Genomic DNA, 24,911 nt, shown 5'->3' on the forward strand with positions numbered 1-24,911 from the left:
TGAGACTCCACATTGGAACCGTCGAGCTAGAACCACGCGCTCTTTCTGCGCCCCGCCCCTCCCATCGCCACCTGAGTCGGACTAGGCGGGACCACTTTAAGTGGGTGTTGGTGGTCGAAAACATTGGGTACAGCTCCCGTTGAAGTCGTTGAGTGTTGCGCATTCATGGGTTCGACCGAAATGTAAACGTCAGTTCCTCCAAAGTCTTCGCGACTAATTTTTGTGGCCTTTAAACCGAAATCTTTCAGGACTTTACTGATGGATTTCCCGAGCGGGGTTTGCGATATGAAAACCTTCAACATCATCTCTGGGTCATTGGCCAGGCCATTGATTGCGTCGAGTGTTTGCTGATTTACAACCAAACTACCTTTAAATACGGATGGTAAATATCCAAAAAAACCACCGCTTTTCGATGCATTGATGTACTGAACCATGGCTACATCACTCGCGAAATAATTGGTGGAACGGTCATTCTTAAAATTTTCTGAAAAAGTCCACATTTCCCTTGTATACGTGTTGATAAATCTGTTTGCACCCTGAACAGAGTAAATCGTAAACCCCGCACCAGTGGCTTCCTCGCGATGCGTCATTTGCCTATTGACCAAAGCAACACGCGCTATTGCATCGCTACCCGCCGCATCCAGGCGCTGTTGTAAATCTGCAAAAAAGTAGGACCTTGTCTGATCTTGTAATCCAGAGTTGAAATAGGAATCGAAAAGCTCATTTCCCGTTGTTGTGAAGCTAGGATCAATCTCCAACCGTGGCTTTTTCGCCTCGGGCGCCAACTCATCCATACCAACGAAGTTTTCAAGCTCGCCCCAAAGATCATCGTCATCCAGCCCTGGCGCCAAACCTACCAAATCTCGTAAAACAGTCGGCCTGTTTCCGACCATTCGATAGAGATTCAATCCATCAATGTTCCCCCCAGGGTCCGGACTTATCCAACGCTGCAACCACGGTGCGTAATACCGGTAGCCATAGTAATAAAGCCCCGTCGTGTCCCGCTCCTTGCCCGAGTACCGATAGATTTTGTACTGCGCCACTAAGGCACTTTTGCCCGCCCAGCACGCCGTGCCACCGAAAGGGTAATAGTGCTCCTGAGTCAGCACACCCGCCTCCTCATCCAGTTCCAGGGTGCTGGAGCCGAGGTGATCGTTGAGGCTGTAACGCAATTGTTCGTCATGAGTACCTTGGGGCCAATGCAGTGCCCGCACGTTACTGCGCCCTGCTTCGATACTGATAACGTGATGCTCTTCACCCTCGGCCTGGCGGTGGATTTCCAGACCGGTGAGGTAACGGACCTCCGTGCGCAGGGTGCGGCCGCTGCTGTGGGCGAATCCCACTTTGCGCAGGCGATGGCCGGGGCGGTCGTAGCGGTAGCCTTCGTAGTCGTCCGGCCCGGTTTCGCGTTTGACCAACGTCACGCGAGTCAATTGATTGCGACTGTCCCAGAGCATGGCTTGACCACGTTGCAGCTCCCGTTGATTGCCACCGGCATCGAAACCCGAGTCGATATCGGGCTCGCCCGGCAACGAACCATCGTCGCGTTGCCCGAGGCTGCGATTGCTTCGGGCCGAGGTGAACATCGAGAAGCCGGGCGCACCGCTGTGCTGGCGGGTGAGCAAATTCCCGCCCCGGTCGTACTCGAAGCGCTGGGTGTAATTACGCCGTTGGTTGGGGTCCAGCGGTGTGGGCAGCAGCTCCGGCAGCGTCGGGCCGTGGCTCGGTTGGCTGACCTCCCAGCCCCGGGCTTCGACCAGTTGGTACAGGCTGTCGTAGCGGTAGCGGTTGATCGGGTCGATGCGCTGGTTGTTGAAATGGGTCACCGGTTGGGACCGGTCATGCAGTTCGACGATGTTGCCCGCCGCGTCGTAGACGTAGTTCAGGTCCTGCAAGGGGGTCTGGTTGCCGACGACCGCCGTCAGCCGGATCAGACGCCCGTCATCGGCCGCGTACTCGACGCGGGTCAGCACGCCATTACCGGCGGTTTCGCGTTCTACCTGATTCTGGGCGTTGTAACGGATGTCGCTGACCAGGCATTGCGGCGGTTTTCCAGAGTCAGCCATGTGCAGCCAGGTCTCACTCACCTTGCCCGCCACGTTGTAGCCAAAGGTGCGAACATTGCCCATGGCATCGGTTTGTTCCCGCAGCTCACCGCCGGGAGTGAAGGTGTGGCGGGTGATGAACGATTGCGCTTCCAGCCATGTCTCGCGCTCTTCGATGTCCAAGGGCCAATCGGGTGTTTCGAGATCAGCGAGGAAGCGTCGTTCTTCCACCAACACGGCGCCGCCAAGCCCGTAGGCGGGGAAGGTTTGAACACCGGCCGGATCGTCATGACGGATCAACTGCCCGCACTGGTTGTGTTCGGCGAAAGCAGGATCGGAATCTCCATAGGTCAAGCGCTCCACCACGTGTGGCAGCTCTCCCGCAGCCTGCTCGGTGACGGTGATCGGCCGCTGTTGCTCGTCGAACTCGGTGTGGCGCTGACTGCCGCGCGCATCCCAGAACGAACAGGGCGAACCCACCTGATCGAGCAAGCTCAATTGCCATCCGCCATCGACGCTGTCTGTCAGCAACGGTTGACCGCTCAGGCCGCAGAGCGTGGTCTGGTTCGGTTTCAGCGCCGTGCCCCACAATCGCGGGTCCCAGGATTCAATCAAGTGACCTGCCGCGTCGAAGCGTTGCCGGGTAATGCGTGGATCAATCATCGGGCTATCCGGGTGACGGCAATAACCCACACTGCAAATTGTCAGAGCACGCGGATCGATGACCGACAGTGTTGGTGTCGCTGCATGGTGAGAGGTATTCACGACGCTGACGGTCCTTCGCTTTGACTGTTGAAAGACTGCGCCATTTCTGGCCAAGCCGAAACTGTAAGAAGTTACAGGTCGATGTCTTTGAAAGCAGGCAAGATCCCTGATCAAAAGGTAAGTTTTCGTACAGGAAAATCAGCGGTTCCGCAGGCCCGTTCCCTTTCATTTGCAGGACATTTCCTAGATCATTTCGCTCGCTTGCGCCTGCCATTTTCCGTGGCTAGTCTCGGCCCGTCACCGCTCATCAGTGATCGGGTTTAGTCGCCCGGATCTTTCCAGGCGCACAGCGCCACCTCATTCCAGGTGTTTTCATTGCCTGAAAGTTATGGTGGCTGTGCGCAGGGCACCCTCGGGTGCGCCGGTATTGCCTGGAGACCGGTCGACTAACCTGCGTGCAGCCGCCACCCCGTTCGTTTAGTCGCGATATCGGTTGGCTCCAGTTAATTCCAGGAGTTTTACCAATGGAAAAATCCGTACCCGATCCACCACCCGAAAATGCCAACAACGAAACCAGCACTGAAGACCCTCTCAGGGACCGATCAGCGCTATATCGTGCTATCGATTTTTACCTGACCGGCAATCAACCCTCACCACCCGATGAACTGCGCTTCTACAACGTCAGCAAGGATGTGAGTTTCGAAGACACCCAGCTCTATGTCGCCGATCTGCTGCGTTGTGCCTCGGTCACGGCCTATCAGTGTGGCGACCATCTCAAGGGTGCCGACCGGGCGATGGTGTTTTCGATCTGGCATTTGCTGGAGATTGCCAAGGCGATGGTCGATCACTCCATTGAATGTTTGGGGATGAAAAAAAGTTGAGTCAGACTTTAGTAATCCGTTGTCAGTGATACAGCTTTCGCGAGCAAGCCCGCTCCCACACTTGGTCTCTGGCGAACACAAACCATTTGTTCGACGCGGTTAAGTGTGGGAGCGGGCTTGCTCGCGAATGGCTGCGAAGCAGCCCCCAGCGTCATGGCGTATATTCGACGAACCCCAATGACCTGCGTAGCCGACCATGAAACAGACGCCCGACGACCTCGAACAGATCACCGCCACCACCCTGGGCCATTACAACGCAGTGGCCGAAGACTTCCGTGAAGGCACGCGAGATCACGATGTCAGCCAGAACATCGAGGCCCTGCTGCGGCATATTCAGGGCGAAGCGCCTTTTGACATTCTCGATTTCGGCTGCGGGCCGGGCCGCGATCTGCAAACTTTCACCCGCATGGGCCACATAGCGATTGGCCTCGACGGATCGGAAAAATTCGCGCAGATGGCCCGTGAAGACAGCGGTTGCGAGGTCTGGCAGCAGGACTTTCTGAAACTCGATCTACCGGCCGAGCGCTTCGACGGGATCTTTGCCAATGCGGTGTTGTTTCATGTTCCGCGTCAGGAATTACCACGGGTGCTGAAGCAGTTGTGGGGAACGCTGAAACCGGGTGGGGTGTTGTTCAGTTCCAATCCCCGTGGCGAGAATCAGGAAGGCTGGAACGGACCGCGTTATGGGGCGTATCACGACCTGGCGGCCTGGCAGCAATTGCTGACCGAGGCGGGGTTTGAGGAGCTTGAGCATTACTACCGGCCGGCAGGGCTGCCGCGGGAGCAGCAGCCCTGGTTGGCGAGTGTGTGGCGTAAGGTGTAATGCCGACAAATTTGCAGCGTTTGTTCTGACGCCTTCGCGAGCAAGCCCGCTCCCACAGGGAACCGAGTGTTGCTGAACAACTCGGTCAACTGTGGGAGCGGGCTTGCCCGCGAATAGAGCGCGCAGCGCTCGCTTTTAAGCCACCTCTTTCTTCGGCTCGCGAATCTTGTACCAGGCCACATACAGCGCCGGCAGAAACAGCAGCGTCAGCAAGGTGGCGATAACGATCCCGCCGATCATCGCGTAGGCCATCGGCCCCCAGAACACTTCCCGGGCAATCGGGATCATCCCCATGCTCGCCGCCGCAGCGGTCAGCAGGATCGGCCGACGTCGATGTTCGGTGGCCTGCACCACTGCATCCCACGGCGCATAACCCTTCTGCTCGTACTCCTCGATCTGGGTCACCAGAATCACCGAGTTACGGATGATGATACCGATCAACGCGAGAATCCCGAGGATCGCCACGAAGCCCATGGGCGTACCCGTAGGCACCAGCGCGATCACCACGCCGATCAGTCCCAGCGGCGCGACGCTGGCCACCAGGAACAGCTTCTGCACGCTATGCAACTGGATCATCAGGAAGGTCGCCATCAGGAACAGCATCAACGGCACAACCTTGGCAATCGGTCCCTGAGCCTTGCCGCTTTCCTCCACCGTACCACCGGTGGCGACCTTGTAGCCCGCCGGCAATTTGGCTGCGAAAGCATCGATGGACGGCTTGAGAATTTTCACCAGGTCCGTCGGCTGGATCTCGTCGCGGATCGTCGCCTTGATGGTGATGGTCGGCAGGCGATCGCGACGCCACACCAGCGGCTGCTCCAGTTCGTAGCGCACCGTGGCGAACGCCAGCAGCGGAATCGACGTGCCGCCAGGCGTGACGATTTGCAGGTTCTGCAGGGTTTCCGGCGTACCACGCTCGGAATCCACCGCACGACCGACCACGTTGATCAGGTAAATGTCGTCGTCAACCTGGGTCACCGACTGGCCGCTGACGATGCCGTTCATTAGATTGGCCACATCCTCGGAAGACAGCCCCAACTGCCGCGCCTTGTCCTGGGCGATGTCGATCCGCAGCACTTTGCCCGGTTCGTTCCAGTCGTAGATGATCTCGCCAACATGCGGGTTCTTGTCCAGCTCAGAGGCCAGGTCGATGGCATGTCGGCGCACCTGGTCGGTGTCTTTGCCGCTGACCCGGTACTGGATCGGACGCCCTACCGGCGGGCCCATTTCCAGCGCCTGGACATAACCGCCGATGCCGACGAAGTCGTTGCGCAAGCGCTCGCTGATCTTCTGCATCATGGCCTCACGGGTATGGCCTTTGCTGACGATCACCAGCTGCGCGTAGAACGGGTTTTGCAGTTGCTGGTCCAGTGGCAGATAAAAACGGATGGCGCCCTGACCGATGTAAGTGCTCCAACGCACGATGTCCGGATCGTCCTTGAGCGTGGCTTCGAGGCGGTCGACGGCCCGGCGGGTTTCGTCGATCGAGGCGTTTTGCGGCAGGTTCAGGTCCACCAGGATTTCCGGTCGATCCGAAGACGGGAAGAACTGGTTCTGCACGTAGCGCATGCTGAACACCGCCAGTACAAAGCACAGTACGGTGATGCCAATGGCCCACCAGCGATTGCGCATGCACCACAGCAGCCCGCCGTTGAACGCCTTGCCGATACGCCCGGGTTCAGCTTCATGGGGTTTCACGTTGGCACTGAGAATGTGCACGCCAATCACCGGCGCAAACAGAACCGCCACCACCCATGACACCAGCATCGCGCAGGCAATCACCGCAAACAGGGTGTAGGTGTATTCACCGGCCGAGCTGGCGTTCAAGCCGATCGGCACGAAGCCCGCCACCGTCACCAGCGTACCGGTAAGCATGGGGAACGCCGTGGAGGTGTAGGCGAAGGTCGCGGCCTGTTCCTTGGTCTCGCCCAATTCCAGGCGCGTCACCATCATTTCCACGGTGATCATCGCATCGTCCACCAGCAGGCCGAGGGCGATGATCAGTGCGCCGAGGGAAATCCGCTGCATGGTGATGCCGCTGTACTCCATGAATACAAACACCATCGCCAACACCAACGGGATCGAGCAGGCCACCACCAGCCCGGCACGCACGCCGAGGCTGACGAAGCTGACCAGCAGCACGATCACCACCGCCTCGAACAGCGCGCTGGTAAAGCCGCCGACCGCTTCCTCCACCACCACGGCCTGGTCGGACACGTTGTAAATGCCAACGCCCACCGGCAAGTCTGCGGTCAACTCGTCAATACGGGCGTGCAAGGCCTTGCCGAACGCCTGGACGTTGCCACCCTTCTGCATGGCAATCGCCAGGCCGATGGCCGGTTTGCCGTTGAAGCGGAATTCCGGCGAGGCCGGATCGACGTAGCCACGGCTGATTTCGGCAATGTCGGCCAGACGATAGTAGCGGTCGTTGAGCTTGAGGTTGACCTCGGCCAGGTCTTTCTCCGAAGCGAACTTCCCTGAAGTGCGCACCGAAATCCGCTCCGGCCCGGCCTCGATGACACCCGCCGGGGTCACCGCGTTCTGGCTTTGCAGGCTCTGCACCACTTGACGCTCATCGATGCCCAGCGCTGCGAGTTTGCGCGTGGAGAAGTTCAGGTACAGCACTTCGTCCTGCTGGCCGACCATTTCGATCTTGCCCAGCCCCGGCACGCCACGAATTTCCATGCGGGCCTGTTCCACATAGTCGCGCAACTGACGCATGGTCAGGCCGTCGGCGGTGAAGGCGTAGATCGACCCGAAGACGTCACCGAACTCGTCGTTGAACGACGGCCCCTGTATGCCTTGCGGGAACTGGTACTTGATGTCGTTGATCTTCTTGCGCACCTGGTACCAGATTTCCGGGATGTCCTTGGCACTGGTGGTGTCGCGCAGGTACACGTACACCGTCGATTCGCCGGGGCGCGTGTAGCTTTTCACATAGTCGAGGGAGTCGAGCTCTTCGAGCTTTTTCTCGATCCGGTCGGTGATCTGCTTGAGGGTTTCCTCCTGGGTCGCCCCCGGCCATTTGGTCTGGATCACCATGGTTTTGATGGTGAACGAAGGGTCTTCTTCGCGCCCCAGGTTGAAATACGAGAACACACCCATCAACAACGCGACGAACATCAGATACCAGATGAACGACTGATGCTTGAGGGCCCATTCCGAGAGGTTGAAAGGCCCTTTCATTGACTGTCCTCGTCGATTTTCACTTGCTGCCCCGGTTTGAGGCTGTTCACACCGGCGCTGACCACCCGCTCGCCGTTCTTCACGCCGCCGGCCAGCACCACGGTGCTGTCGTTGCGGCTGATCACCGTGATGTCACGGGGGGAGACGGTTTTACTCTGTGCATCGATCACCCAGATCCGTGGCTTGCCATCGACCTCTTGCAGCGCGGTGACAGGCAGCTCGATGCGCGGCTTGATCGCCGAGCTCAGGGTGACGCTGATGGCTGTACCCAAGCGAAAGCCCGGTGGCGTTTCGGCCAGGGACAGACGGGCGCGACGGGTGCGTGTGGCCTTTTGGGCCTGAGGTTCGATTTCGCGAATGACGGCGGTAGTGTTGATGCCCGGATCAAGTTGCGAAGCGACCAGAAACACCACATCGCTGGGCAGTTGATCGACCAGGGTATCCGGCAGGTCGATCACCGCTTCCTTGATATCCGGTTGTGCCAGGGTCACCACTTGCTGACCCGCCGTCACCACTTGCCCGGCCTCGGCGCTCCATGCGGTGACCACGGCTTTATGGTCGGCGCGCAACTCGGTGTAGCCCAGTTGGTCCTTGCTCTGGTTGACGGCCGCCCGGGCCTGATCGAGGGAGGCCTGGGTAGTTTTCAGGTACGTATTGGCCTGGTCCAGTTGCGCTTGCGCACCGACCCCGCGATCAAACAAGGCTTGCTGGCGTTGGGCACTGGCCTTGGCATTGATCAGTTGCGCCTGGATTTTCGACAGGTCGCCCTGGGCCGAACGCAACTGGTTCTGCTGATCGGAAGGATCGAGGGTGGCGAGCAGCGTGCCCTTCTCCACTGCGGCTCCGACATCGACGTTACGACTGGCGATGCGCCCGCCCACGCGAAAACCGGTATTGCTTTCATAGCGTGCCTGGATGCTGCCGGCGAAGCGGCCCAGGTCCTCTTCGCTCAAGGCCTTAATCTTGATCGACAACACTGGCCGTACCGGTGTCGGCGGCGGTTCGCTCTTGGAACAGGCGCTCAGCACCAGCCCGATAGACAACACCCATAAAGGCTTCATGGCTTAGCTCCCCAAGTCAGATCCTTGTAAGTGTTATCGGCAATCTCGACTTCCATGCCCGGGTGCAAGAGTTGTCCGCCCGCGATGATGACTTTGTCGCCCTCTTTCAACCCGGCGCTGATGATGACCTTGCCGGTCAGGTAGCGGCTGACCGTGACCGAATGCAACTGGGCCTTACCCTGGTCATCGACAATCCAGACCGCAGGTTCACTGATGTTTTTGGTCAGCGCCGACCATGGCAATTCGATGACCGACTTGCCCGAGCCCCTGGCCGTGGCACTCACCACCGAGCCCAGTTGCATGCCGTCGGGCAGACTGTTGAGGCCGACCTTGACCTGCACGGTACCGGATTGTGCCGACACCGACGGGGTGATTTCGCGCACGGTGCCGGTGGTTTTGATCGCCGGGTTGTCGAGCAGGCTCAGGACAATGGTTTCATCCCTCGGCTTCTCGGCCAGCAGCGATTCATAGACATTGAACACCGCATCCCGGTCGCCGTCCCGGGCCAGGCTGAAGATCGGCATCGTCGCCTGAACCACCTGGCCGACTTCCGCCTGACGCGCGGTAATGATCCCCGGCGCATCGGCGATCAGCGCCGTATAGCTCAACTGATCCCTGGCATTGGCCAACTGTGCCTGGGCGGCGCTCAAGGCGCTCTGGCTGCTGCGCAAGGCGGCCTGGGCCGAGTCGAATTCGCTCTGGCTGGTGTAGCCCTTGGGCAAAAGTTTTTGCTGGCGCACGAACGCCGCCGCGCTCTGCGTCACTCGCGCCTGTTCAGCCAACACTTGTGCCTGGGCCGAGTCGACGTTGGTCTGCAAATCCTTGGGGTCGAGCCGGGCCAGCACTTGCTTGGCTGTCACGCGATCACCGACGTCCACCGAGCGCTGGATGATCTTGCCGCCCACGCGAAAAGACAGCTCTGTCTGTACCCGTGCCTGGATATCACCGGTGAGAGTAACCGGGGCCGCGTAATCCTCTGGCTTGACGACTTGCACGAACACCCGTGGCAAGTATTCCTGCACGGGCTTTTTCTCGTCGCAAGCAGTCAGCAGGGTGACGACACTCAAGGCCATTACGACTTTCAATCCAGGAACCGCCATGCACACTCCTTGGCCTTTTTTATGGACAACTCGACAGAGAGCTTAGAACAGTATTCCAACCGTGCACGCCCCCCTTATGAAGAAACAAACCGCAACGTTTAACGCCTGAAACACTTGCCATAGACGGCTGCGCGTACCTGACAATGAGCTCCGTCGATACCGTTTCAGGAACCCACATGCTCAAGACCCTCGCGGTGGCCAATTACCGCTCGATCAACAAACTGGTGATCCCGCTGGGTCAGCTGAATCTGATCACCGGCCCCAATGGCAGCGGCAAATCCAACCTTTACCGTGCTCTGCGCCTGCTGGCGGAAACCGCTCAGGGCGGCGTGGTCAATGCCCTGGCCCGTGAAGGCGGACTGAATTCGACCTTCTGGGCCGGCCCGGAAACCATCACCCGGCGCATGCGCAACGGCGAAGTGCCCATCGAAGCCACGATGCGCCAAGGCGCCAAACGCCTGCGACTGGGGTTTGTCGGTGAAGATTTTGGTTACTCGATCAGCCTGGGGTTGCCCGAATCCAATGGCCATTTCATGCTGCCCGGGCACAGTTCGCCCATACCGTCACGTTTCAGCCTCGACCCGCAGATCAAGCGCGAATGCCTCTGGGCCGGAGCGTTCTATCGCCCGGCGAGTCTGCTGGTCGATCGTGACGGTCCAATGATCCGTGCCCGCGCCAATCGCAGCTGGGATGTGCTGGCCCAGCACACGCCGACTTTCGACAGCCTGTTCGATCAGGTCGGCAGCCTGCGCGGTTCGCCGGAAGTGCTGGAGATGCGTGAGTTCATCCGCCGCTGGCGCTTTTACGATCACTTTCGCAGCGACGCCGACGCCCCGGCGCGGCAACCTCAACTGGGCACCCGCACGCCGGTGCTGCATCACGACGGACGCGATCTGGCGGCGGCCTTGCAGACGATCGTCGAAATCGGCGACCCCGAGGCATTGTGGGCCGCAATCAGCGATGCCTTTCCCGGTGCACGACTGCATATCGAACCCTTGCCCGGCGGGCGCTTCGCCATCGAGTTCTTTCAGGAAGGTTTGTTGCGGCCGTTGTCGGCCGCCGAATTGTCGGACGGAACATTGCGCTATTTGCTGCTGGTTGCAGCGCTGCTGACGCCACGGCCGCCAACCCTGATGGTGTTGAACGAACCGGAAACCAGTCTGCACCCGGATCTGCTGCCGGCGCTGGCACGCTTGATTATCCGTGCATCAGAACAGTGCCAGGTGTGGGTGGTGTCCCATGCCCGGCGCTTGATTTCGGCATTGCAGCAGGCCCCCCAATGCAACTGCATCGTGCTGGAAAAAAATTTCGGCCAGACCGGAATCGTGGGCCAGCGCATGCTGGATGAGCCAGCATGGTATTGGCCGGATTGAATGGCAGATGATTTGCCGGGACGATGGAAGACGTCTACTTTCCCTGGCGTCGTAGGAAGGATCTTTTTTTCGCAGTACATCTCCAGGGACGAAGCACTTTTGGTCAGACTCCCGGCCAACACCTCACAAGGACGAGAACATGGCAGACGTACAAACGCCGCACCGGTTGGATCCGCAGGACATTCTGAAATTATTGATGGCGTTGCGCAGGGCCTTGAAGGCCGGGCCGGCCTGAGCAACTCCAGGGTCAACAGGCTCTTTGTGGCGAGGGGGCTTGCCCCCGTTGGGCTGCGAAGCGGCCCCTAATAACCTCCAAAATTCTCAATGACGCACCTTGGGACGAATGCTGCGCATTCGAACGGGGGCAAGCCCCCTCGCCACAAAAACTCCCTCGCCACAGGTAAATCGAAGGCTCAAAAAAACGCCGACGCTAAATCAGCCGTCGGCGTTTGAAACCTTGAAGGGGTTTACTTCGCGAATCAGAACGCAGGCAATACCGCGCCGCTGTACTTCTTCTCGATGAATGCTTTCACTTCAGGGCTGGTCAGGGCCTTGGCCAGTTTCTGGATGGCAACGCTGTCCTTGTTGTCCGGACGGGCCACCAGGAAGTTCACGTAAGGCGAGTCGGCACCTTCGATCACCAGGGCGTCTTTAGCCGGGTTCAGACCCGCTTCCAGCGCATAGTTGGTGTTGATCATGTCCAGGTCGACCTGATCCAGCACACGCGGCAACATAGCGGACTCAAGCTCTTTGAACTTGAAGTTGTGCGGGTTCTTGGCGATGTCTTTCGGCGTAGCCAGGGCGTTTTTCGGGTCTTTCAACTCGATCAGGCCAGCCTTCTGCAGCAGGATCAGGGCACGGCCGCTGTTGCTGCCTTCGTTCGGGATGGCAATGGTCGCACCGTCTTTCAACTCAGCCAGGGTTTTGACTTTCTTCGAGTAGCCGCCGAACGGTTCGACGTGCACGCCGATCACGGTTTCCAGGTGAGTGCCTTTGCCTTCGTTGAAGCTCTTGAGGTATGGCAGGGTCTGGAAGTAGTTGGCGTCCAGACGCTTCTGGTCAACCTGCACGTTCGGCTGAACGTAGTCAGTGAAGACTTTGATTTCCAGGTCCACGCCTTCTTTGGCGAGGGTTGGCTTGATCAGCTCAAGAATCTCGGCGTGTGGAACCGGGGTTGCTGCAACCACCAGTTTTTCGCCAGCCTGGGCCAGGCCCGCGGTCAGGGCAGCCGCCAGTGCGGTGAACAACAGAACCTTTTTCATGCAGTGTCCTTATCGAAAATCACAGTCGCTTATGGCGACGGCTTGAAGATGAGAGTGCCAGTGAAGTGCTATCGCTGGCGTGAAGCGGACAATACCGGGATTTTTTATTCCCGAACAATAACGTTTATTCAGCTTCATATTCCATTTTGTTCATACAGCGCGTTAAAGCGTCTGCGTCAGGCTTTCCAGCAAACGCTTGAGTGCCGAACGCTCGGCAGCGGTGCCGTTTTTGCTCGTATAAACAATGTGTTGCTCGATTTTTGCGAGTGAAATCGAAGGCTCCGGCAGGTTCAGATGCTCCGGTAAAATCTCGTCACCGGTACTCACCAACAGCGCAAAGTGAATGACGTTTTCCAGCTCCCGGGTATTGCCCGGCCAACTGTGGCGTTCCAGCACAAGTTGCGCCGCGTCGCTGATCAATGGCACCGGCAGGCCGAGGCGTTGGCTGTAGATGCCGAGAAAGTATTCGGCCAGCGACAGGATGTCGCCCGTGCGCTCGCGCAGCGCCGGCAGCTCGAGCGGGCCTTCGCTGAGGTAGTGATAGAGCCGCTCATGGAATTTTCCGGCGGCGACGGCCTGGGCCAGATCGATGCTGGTGGCCGCCACCAGCCGCACATCCACCGGGCTCGGCTGCTGAGCGCCGACGCGGGTGACTTCGTGGTTCTCCAGGGCGGCAAGCAGCTTGATCTGGATCGGCAGCGGCAGGTCGCCGATTTCGTCCAGGTACAGCGTGCCGCCATTGGCCGAGCCGAACCAGCCTGCACGACTGCTCGCCGAACCACTGTAGCTGCCCGCCGCATAGCCGAACAACTCGGCGTCGGCGTAGGTCGGGCTGATCGCGCCGCAGTTGACCGAGACGAACAACCCGCCGCGATCACTGGCGCGATGGATATGCCGCGCCAGCAATTCCTTGCCGGTCCCGGTTTCGCCACGGATCAGCACCGAGACTGAACGCGTGGCCAGTTGCTCCAGGTCCTCACGCAACTTGCGCGAACGCGGATCGACAAACACCAACGCTTTGGCGCGGATGCTCAGGGGACTTTTTTCGGCATCGGGAAAGGTCAGCAGCGGCTGACCGAAGGTTTCAAAACTCATGGCAGACTCCCGCCCAAAACCGCCGGGAGACGGGGGCGTATTTACAGAAAAAGAAATTTCAAAGGGTTCAGGCACGGCGCAGGGCGTGGTGTTCCATACGGTTCTGCAGGCGATAGAGATAGGCAAAACCCTGCTCCCAGCGCTGGTGACCGGACTTCACATTGATATGCCCCGCTCCCGCCAGAATCCCCGCCTCGGCACCCCAGTGGCGCGCCAGTTCCAGGGCGCGCGGCGCACTGACAGCGCTGTCGTTGTCGGAGCTGACGACCTGGCTCGGGAAGGGCAGCAGATCCGTCGGGATCGGCGCGAAATTGCGCAAGGCCGGCGCGCAGGCCGGACGTTCGACATCCGCCGGTGCGACCAGCAGGGCACCGCGCACCTGACGCAAGAACTGCACGGGGGCGGTCGCCGCCCAATGGGCGACAGTGATGCAGCCCAGGCTATGGGCGATCAGAATCACCGGCGTGCTGTCGGCGGCAATCGCCTCGGCCAGCGCCGCGACCCAGTCTTCGCGACGCGGCGTCAGCCAGTCGGCCTGCTCCACCCGCGCACTGTTCGGCAGGCTGTTCTGCCAGTGGCTTTGCCAATGATCTTCTGGCGATCCTTGCCAGCCCGGCACAATCAGGTAGCGAATTGATTCGTTGCGCATGGGGGAGCTCTCCTGCTGCGTGTCTGTTCCCGGTCGAGTATAGGGAGGAGAGATATATTCGTTAAGGAATAAGAAGCTATTTGTTAATGCGATAATTGAATATACAACACACTTAAATGTGGGAGCGGGCTTGCTCGCGAAAGCGCTGTGTCAGTTGAAATTGATATACCTGACCTGACGCCTTCGTGAGCAAGCCCGCTCCGACAGGGATCAAATCCAGTCCAAAAAAAGGGGCCGCACCCTGCCAAGGAGACGGCCCCGGAAACTCAGAATCTGTCAGCGCTGATCAACAGCCCTTGAGCCGATGATTGGCGAAATTGGTTATCCAATAAAGGAATATTTAATTACTTTAATAGGCCAAAATCGCATATATCATCCCTACACTCATGAACAGGCGCCATCCTTGGCTTGCGTCATAACGTAGCGTCGCTTTGGGTCAAATTGATGACTGGCTTCTTCACATCCGAGTTTCCTGCGGCATTTGCTCAAGCCTGAGCGGCACGCACCTGTTGCGGCTCTGCCATTTCCTTGGTCACGAACCGGTTGGCCCGGCTGAACGTGCCGATATCGTTGAAGCGCACGCCCATTTCACGCATCACTTTATGCGCCACCGGCGCGGTCATCTGGCGGATGTAGAACGGTTCCTTCACCACGAAGTGATGGATGCCGTGGGTGCTGCCGAAGTTGAAGCAGAACGCCTGCAACGGCCACAACCACCAGGCGTTCAGTACCTGGGTCTGCTGCATCACGTTGCCCGGCTCCACGTCGCCGTAGTAATGCATGTTCGAACTGATGAAGTGCAGGCAAAAGGTACGCAACACGTTCGGGCCGATGATCACCACCGCTGCGATATCGATGACCTGCATCACCGACAGCGTGGTCGCCGACCACTCAATCGGTGCGCCCACCAAATGAGCAACGCCGTTGGCCGCATGGAAACCGAGAAACACATACCACGCGCCCCAATGCATCAACGCCAGTGGCGCGTAGGCCTTCAAGGTACGAGTGATGATGCTGAGTTTGAGGGCCCAGGTTTTCGCCCGCAGCATGCGGATGAAAGACGACATGATGTTATCGCCAACCATCAACAGCCGTGCGATGCCCCACGGCTCGCCGTTGGTGATGGCGCGCTCTTCCAGATCGGCCTCGGAGCCCGACACCTTGTGGTGATTGAGATGCAGGTGACGGCGAATCCATGGGTTGATCGTGCTCGGGCGCGCCAGCCAGACCAGGCCCATCATCAGGTTGTGCGGCACCCGCTGCTTGCGGAAGTACATGCTGTGAATAAGGTCGTGTTCCAGTTCGTGGGTCAGTGAAGCGAAAAACGCGTTGAGCAACAGGCACGCGCACCACGCCATTTGCCCTGTCAGGTAAAGCGCCGCCGAGCCGATCATCCCGGCCAGCGCGAAGGCCAGAATGCCCGCGCCGATGGCATCCTGATGCTTGAGAATCGGGTATCGCTCGCGCAACTCGACGCCCTTGGCTAACACCACTTCACGAATATGCGCTGATCGTTGAGTTGCATTCAATCGCTGGGGACTTGCAGAAGTACCGTGCATGCTTCCATCCTCTGGTTATCGATGGTTGCATCCTGCCTTGCGAGCCCTCGCAACGCGGTAGCCGAGAACGCCAACCTGTTGACTGGAAGCGCCAATCAGCATGACCGAACCGACCTCCCTCGCCAGCTGGACCCGCGCCCTGCGCAAGCAACTCGATGCCCTGGGCATCGACAGCACCGCCCTGTGCCATCAAGCGGGGCTCGACCCGTTGTTGATGGACGACCCGAACGCGCGCTACCCGCTGTCGGGCACCACGCGCCTGTGGGAACTGGCGGTGCAGGCCAGCGGCGATCCGGCGATTGGTTTGCGCGTATCACGCTTTGTCAGCCCGACCACGTTTCATGCGCTGGGTTATGCGCTGGTCGCCAGCGGTAGCCTGCGCGAAGTGTTCGAACGCATCGTGCGTTATCACCAGGTGGTCAGCGATGCCCTGGAACTGGAGCTGACCCGCGACGAGGATCGCTATCGTTTCCGGCTGAAAATTCCTTCCGGCAACCCGGCCCCGGCCTTCGAAGCCATCGATGCGTTCATGGCGATTTACGTACGCACCTGCCGCAATCGCCTGGGTCGTGATTACGCGCCGTTGGCCACCTACCTGCGCCGTCCGGAGCCGGAAGACGCGCACCAATGGCACAAAGTCTTTCGCTCGCCGGTACATTTCGGCGCCGACGAAGACCGGCTGGAATTCGCCTTCGTCGACTTCGACAGCCATCTGGACGATGCCAACCCGGAACTGGCCGAACATAACGAAACCGTACTCAAACGCACCCTGGCGCAACTCAAGCCACTGACCTGGGAACGCAAGGTCCGCGATGCCATTGAAGAACAACTGCCCGAAGGCGAACCCAGCGCCGAACACATCGCCAAGGCCCTGCACCTGAGCCTGCGCAGCCTGCAACGGCACCTGGCCGATGAAGGCTGCCGGTTCGATACGCTGCTCAACGAAAGCCGCGAAAACCTCGCGCTGTTGCACCTGCGCGACCCGCAGGTGTCGCTGAGCGAAATCAGTTATCTGCTCGGGTTTGCCGATACCAGCAGCTTCAGTCGCGCGTTCAAGCGCTGGACGGGAATGACGCCGGGGCAGTTTCGGGATGGGTTGCGCTGACGGATCCCGGAAGTGGGTTGCCTGGACCGGCCTCTTCGCGAGCAAGCCCGCTCCCACAGAGGTATTCGGTTAACCACAGATCTGAAGTTCACAAAAATCCACTGTGGGAGCGGGCTTGCTCGCGAAAGCGGTGTGTCAGTTGAAATTGATATACCTGACCTGACGCCTTCGCGAGCAAGCCCGCTCCCACAATGGTTCGTGCCAGCCATCAGATTGTGGCCAGTGTTCGCAACCGCACGGCATCGAGGATTTCGATTTCGCCGTAACTCAGTCCGATAATCCCCTGCCCCTGCAACTCCTTGAGAATCTGGTTGGTGGTCTGGCGCGACAGCGACAACATGGCGGCAAGCTGCTCCTGGGGCAGTTGCAGGACGCGGCGCGGCGGGGCGGTCTCGCCATAGCCTTCGGCGATCATCAGCAAACGGTGCGCCAGCCTTGCCGGGGCTGGCAACAGGCTCAATTGCTCGAGGTTGATGAAGGTCATGCGCAACTTCTGGCTCATCAGCAACGCCAGTTGCCGCCAATGCTGCGGATGCTCGTCAAGCAACGCCAGCAACGTGTTTTGGGGAATGTGCAGCAGCGTACACTGGCCCACGCCGCAGGCATCGTGGGTGCGTGGCTGGCCATCGAACAGGCAGATTTCGCCGAACCAGTGCGATGGCTCTACCAGGCTCAACAACGCTTCCTTGCCCTGCTCGCTCACGGCACCGACGCGCACCGCGCCTTCAAGTACCGCGTACAGGCCACAGGGCGGATCGCCACGCTTGAACAGCCGCTGGCCCGGGGACAAGCGCCGCACCCTGGCCGCCGACAGCAGACTATCCTGTAGGGAAACAGGTAAATGACTGAACCACTGACCGCTCATCAGGCGTGGACGCCAGACCTGCATATCCATGAAAACTCCTAGAGATTGTCGCCTGGCTGACAGAGCGGGAAGTGGCCCCGGGGGATGATCAATCACCCCACAGGAGAACAACAATGAAAAGCCTCGTCGACCACCTCAGTCAATACGCCGCCTACCACCGTGACCCGCGCAACATTGCCTCGCACTTTATCGGCATTCCGCTGATCGTGGTGGCCGTCGCGGTGCTGTTGTCCCGACCGCAGTGGTCGCTGGGCGGCCTGTGGATGTCACCAGCGGTGCTCGTTTCGCTGGCAGCGGCGTGGTTTTACCTGCGCCTGGAATTGCGCCTGGGTGTGTTGATGACGGTTTTGCTCGGGCTTTGCGTCTGGGCTGGTCATGCACTGGCTCAGCAAAGCACGCTGGTCTGGCTGAGCAGCGGCGTGGCGATGTTCGTGATCGGTTGGGCGATCCAGTTTGTCGGCCATCACTACGAAGGGCGCAAACCGGCCTTTGTCGATGACGTGACCGGGTTGATTGTCGGGCCGTTGTTTGTGGTGGCTGAGTTGGCGTTCATGCTCGGGATGCGGCATGAACTCAAAGATCAGATTGAGGCGCGAGCGGGGGGTGTGCGGGTCAATCCGAAGCGTGCAGCTGTCTAGATTGCATTCGCGGGCAAGCCCGCTCCCACACTGGATCTATGGTGTACATAGAACCCCTGTGGGAGCGGGCTTGCTCGCGAAGCTTTTGATTTCAAATATTCGCGACCTTCTGCCAGACCTTCGGCTTGAAGAACAGCGTCTCACCCTTCGCCAACCCGATCAGGCTGTCGTGATCCTTGACCACTTCGGCCTCGATCAGATCGCTCTGCCCTTCGACCTTCAGCGTCACCCGCGTCGTCGCACCCAGCGGTCGAATGTCCCGCACTTCAGCCGCGTGGTGATCTTCCAGTTCATGCCGGGACAACGACACCTCGTGCGGACGGAACAGCACGTGATTGTCCTCGCCCAAATGCAAACGGTTCGAATCACCGAGGAAGTGATAGACGAAGTCGCTGGCCGGATTTTCGTAGACGTCGCCCGGTGAGCCGATCTGCTCGATCACACCCTTGTTCATCACCACGATACGGTCGGCGACTTCCATCGCTTCTTCCTGGTCGTGGGTCACGAACACCGAGGTCAGGTTGATGTCTTCGTGCAGGCGCGCCAGCCAGCGGCGCAGCTCTTTACGGACCTTGGCGTCGAGGGCGCCGAAGGGTTCGTCGAGCAGCAGCACTTTCGGCTCCACCGCCAAAGCACGGGCCAGGGCAATGCGCTGACGCTGACCGCCGGAGAGTTGCTCCGGGTAGCGATCCGAGAGCCAGTCCAGTTGCACCATGTTCAACAGTTCGTGAACTTTGGTGGCGATCTGGCTTTCGCTCGGGCGCTGGTTTTTCGGCTTCATGCGCAGGCCGAAAGCGACGTTGTCGAACACCGTCATGTGGCGGAACAAGGCGTAGTGCTGGAACACGAAACCGACGTTGCGATCGCGCACGTCATGGCCGGAAACGTCTTCACCGTGGAACACGATGTTGCCCTGGTCCGGGGTTTCCAGGCCGGCGATGATCCGCAGCAGCGTGGTCTTGCCGCAACCCGACGGACCGAGCAACGCGACGAGCTCGCCGCTCTGGATATCCAGGCTGATGTTGTCCAGCGCCTTGAACGCGTTGAAATTCTTGCTGACGTTACGCACTTCGATCGACATGAATTATTCCTCCGCGGCGCTGGCGCGCAGGCGGTTAATACGGTTTTCGCTCCACTGCTTGAGCAGCAGGATGAAGAGCGCCAGGATCAGCAACAGGCTCGCCACGGCGAACGCGGCCACGTGGTTGTATTCGTTGTAGAGGATCTCGACGTGCAGCGGCAAGGTGTTGGTCACCCCGCGAATGTGCCCGGAAACCACCGATACCGCACCGAACTCACCCATGGCCCGCGCAGTACACAGCACCACGCCGTAGATCAGGCCCCATTTGATATTGGGAACCGTGACGTGCCAGAACATCTGCCAGCCGTTGGCCCCGAGCAGGCGCGCAGCCTCCTCTTCCTGAGTGCCTTGTTCCTGCATCAGCGGGATCAGTTCACGGGCCACGAACGGCACGGTGACGAAAATCGTCGCCAGCACGATGCCCGGCAGGGCGAAGACGATCTGGATGTCGTGATCCTGCAGCCATGGGCCAAACAGGCCCTGGGCGCCGAACATCAGCACATAGACCAGACCGGCAATCACCGGCGACACCGAGAACGGCAGGTCTATCAGCGTCACCAGCATGCTCTTGCCGCGGAACGAGTACTTGCTCACGCACCAGGCGGCGCTGACACCGAACACCAGGTTCAACGGCACCGAAATCAGTACGGCGATGACCGTGAGTTTCAGTGCCGACAGCGCGTCCGGCTCAAAGATCGCGGTGAAGAACGCACCGAGGCCGAGCTTCAGGCCCTGGGACACCACGATGAACAGCGGCAGCAACAGGAACAGCGCAAAAATCAGCCAGCCAAGGCCGATCAGGACTCGCCGCGAGGTCGCACTGCCACGGCGGGCAGCGTTCGAGGAAGCGGCAGCAATAGACGATTGGGACATGTGTGCGCCTCCTTATGGGGTTTCGATTCGCCGCTGCAACAAGTTGATCAGCAGCAACAGGACGAAGGAAACCACCAGCATCAGTACACCAATGGAGGTAGCGCCGGTGTAATCGTATTGGTCGAGTTTGACCATGATCAGCAGTGGCAGGATCTCGGTTTTCATCGGCATGTTGCCGGCGATGAAAATCACCGAACCGTACTCGCCGACCCCGCGGGCAAAGGCCAAAGCGAAACCGGTGAGCCATGCCGGCAGCAGCGCCGGCAGCAGGATATGGCGGAAAACCTGCAACGGCTTCGCCCCCAGGCACGCCGCCGCTTCTTCGACTTCACGAGGAATGTCCGCCAGCACTGGCTGTACGGTACGTACTACGAATGGAAGTGTCACAAAAGTGAGGGCAAGGGTGATGCCCAAGGGGGTGTAGGCGATCTTGAAACCCAGATCCGCTGCAAACTGACCGACCAGGCCGGTAGGGGTATACAGCGCCGTCAGCGCAATACCGGCCACCGCCGTGGGCAATGCGAACGGCAGGTCGATCATTGCATCGATCACTTTTCGTCCAGGGAAGGTATAGCGCACTAATACCCAGGCCAGCAGCGTGCCGATGATGCCGTTGATGATCGCGGCACACAGGGCGGTGCCGAAGCTGAGCTTCAACGCGGCCAGCACCCGTGGCGCCGAGATGATTGCCCAGAACTGATCCCAGGTGAGTTGAGCGGCATGCACGAACATCGCCGCCAGTGGTATGAGCACAATCAGGCTGAGGTACACCAAGGTGTAGCCCAGCGTCAGCCCGAAGCCGGGTATGACGGGGGAGATACGACGCGACATAAAAGTCCTTGGTTAAAAAAGCGATCAGCTAAACCCACTCATGTGGGAGCGGGCTTGCTCGCGAAAGCAGTGTGTCAGTCAACGTTAATGCCGCCTGATACACCGCCTTCGCGAGCAAGCCCGCTCCCACATGTTAAGCACCTTAGCTGACTTGCATTGGGGCTCGTAGTGGCTATTTAAGATTACTGCGCCTGATAGATCTGGTCGAACACCCCGCCATCATTGAAGAATTTCGGCTGCGCGGTTTTCCAGCCGCCGAAGTCCTTGTCGATGCTCACCAGTTCCAGCTTCGGGAACTGCTGGGCGTACTTGGCGGCCACGTCCTTGTCACGCGGGCGATAGAAATTCTTCGCCGCGATTTCCTGGCCGGCCGGGCTGTACAGGTGCTTGAGGTAGGCTTCAGCGATCTGCTCGTTGCCCTTTTTCTCGGCATTCTTGTCGACCACCGCCACCGGTGGCTCGGCGAGAATCGACAGCGAAGGCACGACGATGTCGAACTTGTCGGCGCCACCCTCTTCTTTCAGGGCCAGGAAGGCTTCGTTTTCCCAGGCCAGCAACACGTCGCCCTGGCCGTTGTTGACGAAAGTGATGGTCGAACCGCGAGCGCCGGTATCCAGCACTGGCACGTGCTTGAACAGGGTTTGTACGTATTCCTTGGCCTTGGCTTCGTCACCGCCATTGGCCTTCAGGCCATAGGCCCACGCCGCGAGGAAGTTCCAGCGCGCACCGCCGGAGGTTTTCGGGTTTGGCGTGATCACCGAGACGTCATTCTTGATCAGGTCACCCCAGTCCTTGATCCCTTTAGGGTTGCCCTTGCGCACCAGGAACACGATGGTCGAGGTGTAAGGCGTGCTCGCGTCCGGCAGGCGTTTTTGCCAGTCAGTTGGCAGGCTTTTGCCGAGCTTGGCGATTTCGTCGATGTCACCGGCCAGGGCCAGGGTCACGACGTCGGCACGCAGGCCGTCGATCACCGCCCGACCTTGCTTGCCCGAGCCGCCGTGGGATTGCTGGACCTTCACCGTGTCACCCGCGTGGTCTTTCTGCCAGAACTTGATGAATTCGGCGTTGTAGTCCTGATAGAGCTCGCGGGTCGGGTCGTACGACACGTTGAGCAACTCGTAGTCCTTGGCAACTGCAGAACCGGCAAAAAGGGCGCTGGCCAGGGCGGCCAAAGCGAGATGACGAATCGACGACATGGTGAAAGCTCCTGGAATTCTTGGTTTGTTGGCTTTTTCTTATGGGATATCGGAAATCGCGGTGCCTGATTCGCCTCAGCCCGGCTTGTTGCCCGGCTGCTGCAAACGGAATTTTTCTTTACGCTCGATCTGCACCACCTGGGCGTTGTGCACGGTGATCTCAACGGCACCAAAGCGCAGGTCGCGCAGGGCACTCTGGATTTCACGCAGGATGGTGGCTTCGTCTTGACCGTCGACGCTACGCAGGGATGCGCTCATATTGCTGCTCCTTCAACTGAGAGGTTGCCTGGCAGTGGCGGCACTGCTTGCGGCGTGAGAGCAATAGTAGAGAGGCACAGATATTCTTAAAAAGACTATTTAAGAATGTTTATATAACCATAAGACATTAATTGAAGGGACAAGGGCTTGAAGCGAATCGCCCTCTTCCAGGCACACCAAAAACCCTGTGGGAGCGGGCTTGCTCGCGAAGAGGCCGGCACATTCAACATCCCTGTTGCCAGACAGTCCGCCTTCGCGAGCAAGCCCGCTCCCACAGGTTTTGTGTATCAGCAAGGCGGTGAGGTAACTGCTCCGATCACCGGCGCATGAGCCCAGTTCAACTGCCCTGCCGGCACCGGTCGCCCAAACCAGTAGCCCTGCCCCAGATCGCAACCGTGTTCAAGAAGAAACGCCGCCTGCTCAACCTGCTCGATTCCCTCGGCATGCACCTGCATGCCCATGCTCTGTGCCAGGGCAATGATCACCCGCGAAATCGCCGCATCGTCGTCATCCCACGGCAACCCGGCCACGAAGCCCTGGTCGATTTTCAGTTTTTGCACCGGCAGGCGCTTGAGTCGCAACAGCGATGAATAACCCGTGCCGAAGTCGTCGATGGCCAGGCGTACTCCCAACTCGCGCAACCGATGCATCTGCTCCAGTGCGACTTCCGGGTCCTCCATCACCGCGCTTTCGGTCACTTCCAGCTCCAGAAAGGCCGGCTCCAGCCCGGTTTCGCGCAGCACCTGCGCCACCTGCTGATACAACTCACGACGGGCGAACAGCCGTGAAGATACGTTGACCGCAACAAACGACAGCACCACCCCGTCCTGCTGCCACAGGCACATCTGCCGGCACGCCTGCGCCATGACCCAGGCATCGATTTCGGCGATCAGACCGGTTCGTTCGGCGACCGGAATGAATTCCGCCGGCGACACCAATCCCCGCTGCGGATGCTGCCAACGTACCAGCGCCTCGACACCCATCAGGCGGCTGGTCTTGAGGTCGTGAACCGGCTGGTAATGAACCCGCAACTCTTGCCGGTCCAGGGCGCGGCGCAATTCGAAGGCGATCTCGACTCGTTGCTGCACGTGGGCCGTCAGCTCTTCGGTGTACAGGGCATAATCATTGCGCCCCGTGCTTTTGGCCTTGAACAGCGCAGAGTCGGCATTACGCAGCAGCTGCTCGACGCTCAAGGCATCGCTGGGGAACAGGCTGATGCCGATGCTGGTGTTGATGAACAGCGGGTGCCCATCGATGAGGAACGGCTCTTTGAGGCCATCGATAATCCGCTGGGCCAACGCAGCGGCCTGAACCAGTTGCGGACAGCTTTCGGCGAGTACCGCGAACTCATCCCCGCCCAAGCGCGCCAGGGTGATGCCCGGGCCGAACATGGCGCCCAGGCGCTCGGCCACAGCCTTGAGCAACTGATCGCCAACGCTATGCCCGAGGCTGTCGTTGATCATCTTGAAGTGATCGAGGTCGATCATCAGCAGCGCGCAACCACGCTTGTGAACCTGCGCCGAAGCCAGGGCCTGTTCGGCGCGGTCGGTGAACAACAGGCGGTTGGGCAGGTCGGTCAGCGGGTCGTGGTGCGCCAGGTACATCAACTCGTGTTCGGAGTTCTTGATCGCACTGATGTCGGAAAACACCGCCACGAACTGGCTCGGCTGGCCGTTGTCGTCGTGGATCAGACGGATCGTCTGCCATTGCGGGTATATCTCGCCGCTTTTGCGCCGGTTCCAGATTTCCCCGCTCCACTCCCCGGTGCTTTCAAGCGCGGCGAACATCGCCCGATAGAAATCGGGCGGATGACGTCCGGACTTGAACATGTCGGGCCGCTGGCCCTGCACGTCCTCACTCCCGTAGCCCGTGATTTCCATGAACGCCCGGTTCACATGGATGATCACGCCTTCCCGATCGGTGACCAGCACGCCTTCGCGGGTGCAGTCGAACACCGCAGCCGCCTGGCGCAGGCGCTCGCGGTTGGTACTGCGCTCGTGCAAAGTGGCGCCGATCCCCAGGCATCGCAACAGCCGCGCCCGGACAATGAAGATCAACCCGGCGCTGAATAGCCCCCAAACGTAACCGTTGATCAGTTGCCATCGCAGTCGCTCGACGGAGCTATCGAAGAAACTGTTCAATAAATAGCCACTGATCTGCAGCCAAATCACAGAAAGCAACAGATAGAGCAGCGCTGTGCGCAAGGCATCACGATAGGTGGCAGACATCCGGCGATCCATGTCCCTACAAAAAGGTTGGAATTATAGTTTAAAGACACATCCAGCCACTCTTATCTGAAAGGGCGACTGGTTTTCTGTGTGGGCT

At 59.4% G+C, this 24,911-nt stretch carries 20 protein-coding genes; 5 read left to right on the top strand and 15 right to left on the bottom strand.

Annotation, left to right across the window (positions count from 1 at the left end; genetic code table 11):
* Nucleotides 1–26: 26 nt before the first annotated feature.
* Nucleotides 27–2,708 (bottom strand): RHS repeat domain-containing protein, encoded by a 2,682-nt coding sequence (locus ABIA48_RS13835; protein WP_429489325.1) that lies wholly within the window; start codon nt 2,706–2,708, stop codon nt 27–29.
* A 566-nt stretch (nt 2,709–3,274) separates the two neighbouring features.
* Between ABIA48_RS13835 and ABIA48_RS13840 the strand changes: the two genes are divergently transcribed.
* Together ABIA48_RS13840 and ABIA48_RS13845 are read left to right on the top strand one after the other, a co-directional pair.
* Nucleotides 3,275–3,631, top strand: a complete 357-nt coding sequence (locus tag ABIA48_RS13840) for a DUF6124 family protein (RefSeq protein WP_007983112.1) — start codon at nt 3,275–3,277, stop codon at nt 3,629–3,631.
* A 196-nt stretch (nt 3,632–3,827) separates the two neighbouring features.
* Entirely contained in the window at nt 3,828–4,454 is a 627-nt protein-coding gene (locus tag ABIA48_RS13845; protein WP_429489328.1) for a class I SAM-dependent methyltransferase, read from the top strand.
* 135 nt (nt 4,455–4,589) lie between these two features.
* On the opposite strand, the gene ABIA48_RS13850 is transcribed toward ABIA48_RS13845, so the two are convergent.
* The 3 genes from ABIA48_RS13850 to ABIA48_RS13860 are packed head-to-tail and all read right to left on the bottom strand — an operon-like array spanning nt 4,590 to nt 9,801.
* Nucleotides 4,590–7,640, bottom strand: coding sequence for an efflux RND transporter permease subunit (locus tag ABIA48_RS13850; protein WP_429489330.1), 3,051 nt, complete (start codon nt 7,638–7,640; stop codon nt 4,590–4,592).
* Complete coding sequence (locus ABIA48_RS13855; RefSeq protein ID WP_429489332.1) at nt 7,637–8,701, bottom strand: efflux RND transporter periplasmic adaptor subunit; 1,065 nt, start codon at nt 8,699–8,701, stop codon at nt 7,637–7,639. The genes ABIA48_RS13850 and ABIA48_RS13855 overlap by 4 nt, the downstream gene beginning before the upstream one ends.
* Entirely contained in the window at nt 8,698–9,801 is a 1,104-nt protein-coding gene (locus ABIA48_RS13860) for an efflux RND transporter periplasmic adaptor subunit (RefSeq protein WP_429489334.1), read from the bottom strand. The genes ABIA48_RS13855 and ABIA48_RS13860 overlap by 4 nt, the downstream gene beginning before the upstream one ends.
* 176 nt (nt 9,802–9,977) lie before the next feature.
* Between ABIA48_RS13860 and ABIA48_RS13865 the strand changes: the two genes are divergently transcribed.
* Nucleotides 9,978–11,174 carry an AAA family ATPase gene (locus tag ABIA48_RS13865; protein WP_429489336.1) on the top strand — a complete coding sequence of 399 codons (1,197 nt, stop codon included), beginning with the start codon at nt 9,978–9,980 and terminating at the stop codon, nt 11,172–11,174.
* A 479-nt stretch (nt 11,175–11,653) separates the two neighbouring features.
* On the opposite strand, the gene ABIA48_RS13870 is transcribed toward ABIA48_RS13865, so the two are convergent.
* From ABIA48_RS13870 to ABIA48_RS13885, 4 genes are all read right to left on the bottom strand, one after another.
* The gene (locus ABIA48_RS13870; protein ID WP_007972924.1) at nt 11,654–12,436 is read right to left on the bottom strand and encodes a MetQ/NlpA family ABC transporter substrate-binding protein; all 783 of its coding nucleotides are present in this window, start codon (nt 12,434–12,436) and stop codon (nt 11,654–11,656) included.
* A 162-nt stretch (nt 12,437–12,598) separates the two neighbouring features.
* Nucleotides 12,599–13,531, bottom strand: a complete 933-nt coding sequence (locus tag ABIA48_RS13875) for a sigma 54-interacting transcriptional regulator (RefSeq protein ID WP_429489339.1) — start codon at nt 13,529–13,531, stop codon at nt 12,599–12,601.
* A 67-nt stretch (nt 13,532–13,598) separates the two neighbouring features.
* Nucleotides 13,599–14,180, bottom strand: a complete 582-nt coding sequence (locus tag ABIA48_RS13880) for an alpha/beta hydrolase (protein WP_007983096.1) — start codon at nt 14,178–14,180, stop codon at nt 13,599–13,601.
* A 485-nt stretch (nt 14,181–14,665) separates the two neighbouring features.
* A complete protein-coding gene (locus ABIA48_RS13885; protein WP_429489341.1) occupies nt 14,666–15,739 on the bottom strand; it encodes a fatty acid desaturase in 1,074 nt (357 codons plus the stop codon).
* Nucleotides 15,740–15,839: 100 nt separating this feature from the next.
* On the opposite strand from ABIA48_RS13885, the gene ABIA48_RS13890 reads away from it, so the two are divergent.
* Complete coding sequence (locus ABIA48_RS13890; protein ID WP_429489343.1) at nt 15,840–16,844, top strand: AraC family transcriptional regulator; 1,005 nt, start codon at nt 15,840–15,842, stop codon at nt 16,842–16,844.
* A gap of 208 nt (nt 16,845–17,052) precedes the next feature.
* Here the strand turns inward: ABIA48_RS13890 and ABIA48_RS13895 are convergent, their stop codons facing one another.
* Nucleotides 17,053–17,739 carry a Crp/Fnr family transcriptional regulator gene (locus tag ABIA48_RS13895; protein WP_429489345.1) on the bottom strand — a complete coding sequence of 229 codons (687 nt, stop codon included), beginning with the start codon at nt 17,737–17,739 and terminating at the stop codon, nt 17,053–17,055.
* An 83-nt stretch (nt 17,740–17,822) separates the two neighbouring features.
* Here ABIA48_RS13895 and ABIA48_RS13900 point away from each other — a divergent pair, with 83 nt between their 5' ends.
* On the top strand, nt 17,823–18,347 hold the full coding sequence (locus ABIA48_RS13900) for a DUF962 domain-containing protein (RefSeq protein WP_429489346.1): 525 nt from the start codon (nt 17,823–17,825) through the stop codon (nt 18,345–18,347).
* A 91-nt stretch (nt 18,348–18,438) separates the two neighbouring features.
* On the opposite strand, the gene ABIA48_RS13905 is transcribed toward ABIA48_RS13900, so the two are convergent.
* The 6 genes from ABIA48_RS13905 to dibA all read right to left on the bottom strand — a co-directional run bounded on the left by ABIA48_RS13905 (nt 18,439) and on the right by dibA (nt 24,814).
* Nucleotides 18,439–19,428 (bottom strand): sulfate/molybdate ABC transporter ATP-binding protein, encoded by a 990-nt coding sequence (locus ABIA48_RS13905; RefSeq protein WP_007983086.1) that lies wholly within the window; start codon nt 19,426–19,428, stop codon nt 18,439–18,441.
* Between the two features lie 3 nt (nt 19,429–19,431).
* A complete protein-coding gene (gene cysW / locus ABIA48_RS13910; RefSeq protein ID WP_008068643.1) occupies nt 19,432–20,301 on the bottom strand; it encodes a sulfate ABC transporter permease subunit CysW in 870 nt (289 codons plus the stop codon).
* A 12-nt stretch (nt 20,302–20,313) separates the two neighbouring features.
* The gene (gene cysT, locus ABIA48_RS13915) at nt 20,314–21,132 is read right to left on the bottom strand and encodes a sulfate ABC transporter permease subunit CysT (protein ID WP_007972956.1); all 819 of its coding nucleotides are present in this window, start codon (nt 21,130–21,132) and stop codon (nt 20,314–20,316) included.
* A gap of 182 nt (nt 21,133–21,314) precedes the next feature.
* Nucleotides 21,315–22,328: a sulfate ABC transporter substrate-binding protein gene (locus tag ABIA48_RS13920; protein ID WP_429489349.1), complete on the bottom strand. Its 1,014-nt coding sequence runs from the start codon at nt 22,326–22,328 to the stop codon at nt 21,315–21,317.
* A 75-nt stretch (nt 22,329–22,403) separates the two neighbouring features.
* Nucleotides 22,404–22,586, bottom strand: coding sequence for a sulfur starvation response protein OscA (oscA, locus tag ABIA48_RS13925; RefSeq protein ID WP_007975618.1), 183 nt, complete (start codon nt 22,584–22,586; stop codon nt 22,404–22,406).
* Between the two features lie 287 nt (nt 22,587–22,873).
* Nucleotides 22,874–24,814 carry a phosphodiesterase DibA gene (gene dibA, locus ABIA48_RS13930; protein WP_429489351.1) on the bottom strand — a complete coding sequence of 647 codons (1,941 nt, stop codon included), beginning with the start codon at nt 24,812–24,814 and terminating at the stop codon, nt 22,874–22,876.
* Nucleotides 24,815–24,911: the final 97 nt, after the last annotated feature.

This window comes from Pseudomonas sp. S30_BP2TU TE3576 (assembly GCF_050436025.1).
Classification (GTDB): Bacteria; Pseudomonadota; Gammaproteobacteria; order Pseudomonadales; family Pseudomonadaceae; genus Aquipseudomonas.

What these genes read in the sequence shown, in the direction of transcription:
- ABIA48_RS13860 (WP_429489334.1), bottom strand. Translation starts at nt 9,801, where the DNA reads ATGGCGGTTCCTGGATTGAAAGTCGTAATGGCCTTGAGTGTCGTCACC.
- ABIA48_RS13880 (WP_007983096.1), bottom strand. Translation starts at nt 14,180, where the DNA reads ATGCGCAACGAATCAATTCGCTACCTGATTGTGCCGGGCTGGCAAGGA.
- ABIA48_RS13850 (WP_429489330.1), bottom strand. Translation starts at nt 7,640, where the DNA reads ATGAAAGGGCCTTTCAACCTCTCGGAATGGGCCCTCAAGCATCAGTCG.
- ABIA48_RS13885 (WP_429489341.1), bottom strand. Translation starts at nt 15,739, where the DNA reads ATGCACGGTACTTCTGCAAGTCCCCAGCGATTGAATGCAACTCAACGA.
- oscA (WP_007975618.1), bottom strand. Translation starts at nt 22,586, where the DNA reads ATGAGCGCATCCCTGCGTAGCGTCGACGGTCAAGACGAAGCCACCATC.
- ABIA48_RS13875 (WP_429489339.1), bottom strand. Translation starts at nt 13,531, where the DNA reads ATGAGTTTTGAAACCTTCGGTCAGCCGCTGCTGACCTTTCCCGATGCC.
- cysW (WP_008068643.1), bottom strand. Translation starts at nt 20,301, where the DNA reads ATGTCCCAATCGTCTATTGCTGCCGCTTCCTCGAACGCTGCCCGCCGT.
- ABIA48_RS13895 (WP_429489345.1), bottom strand. Translation starts at nt 17,739, where the DNA reads ATGGATATGCAGGTCTGGCGTCCACGCCTGATGAGCGGTCAGTGGTTC.
- ABIA48_RS13905 (WP_007983086.1), bottom strand. Translation starts at nt 19,428, where the DNA reads ATGTCGATCGAAGTGCGTAACGTCAGCAAGAATTTCAACGCGTTCAAG.
- ABIA48_RS13845 (WP_429489328.1), top strand. Translation starts at nt 3,828, where the DNA reads ATGAAACAGACGCCCGACGACCTCGAACAGATCACCGCCACCACCCTG.
- cysT (WP_007972956.1), bottom strand. Translation starts at nt 21,132, where the DNA reads ATGTCGCGTCGTATCTCCCCCGTCATACCCGGCTTCGGGCTGACGCTG.
- ABIA48_RS13865 (WP_429489336.1), top strand. Translation starts at nt 9,978, where the DNA reads ATGCTCAAGACCCTCGCGGTGGCCAATTACCGCTCGATCAACAAACTG.
- ABIA48_RS13840 (WP_007983112.1), top strand. Translation starts at nt 3,275, where the DNA reads ATGGAAAAATCCGTACCCGATCCACCACCCGAAAATGCCAACAACGAA.
- ABIA48_RS13835 (WP_429489325.1), bottom strand. Translation starts at nt 2,708, where the DNA reads ATGATTGATCCACGCATTACCCGGCAACGCTTCGACGCGGCAGGTCAC.
- ABIA48_RS13900 (WP_429489346.1), top strand. Translation starts at nt 17,823, where the DNA reads ATGAAAAGCCTCGTCGACCACCTCAGTCAATACGCCGCCTACCACCGT.
- ABIA48_RS13920 (WP_429489349.1), bottom strand. Translation starts at nt 22,328, where the DNA reads ATGTCGTCGATTCGTCATCTCGCTTTGGCCGCCCTGGCCAGCGCCCTT.
- dibA (WP_429489351.1), bottom strand. Translation starts at nt 24,814, where the DNA reads ATGTCTGCCACCTATCGTGATGCCTTGCGCACAGCGCTGCTCTATCTG.
- ABIA48_RS13855 (WP_429489332.1), bottom strand. Translation starts at nt 8,701, where the DNA reads ATGAAGCCTTTATGGGTGTTGTCTATCGGGCTGGTGCTGAGCGCCTGT.
- ABIA48_RS13870 (WP_007972924.1), bottom strand. Translation starts at nt 12,436, where the DNA reads ATGAAAAAGGTTCTGTTGTTCACCGCACTGGCGGCTGCCCTGACCGCG.
- ABIA48_RS13890 (WP_429489343.1), top strand. Translation starts at nt 15,840, where the DNA reads ATGACCGAACCGACCTCCCTCGCCAGCTGGACCCGCGCCCTGCGCAAG.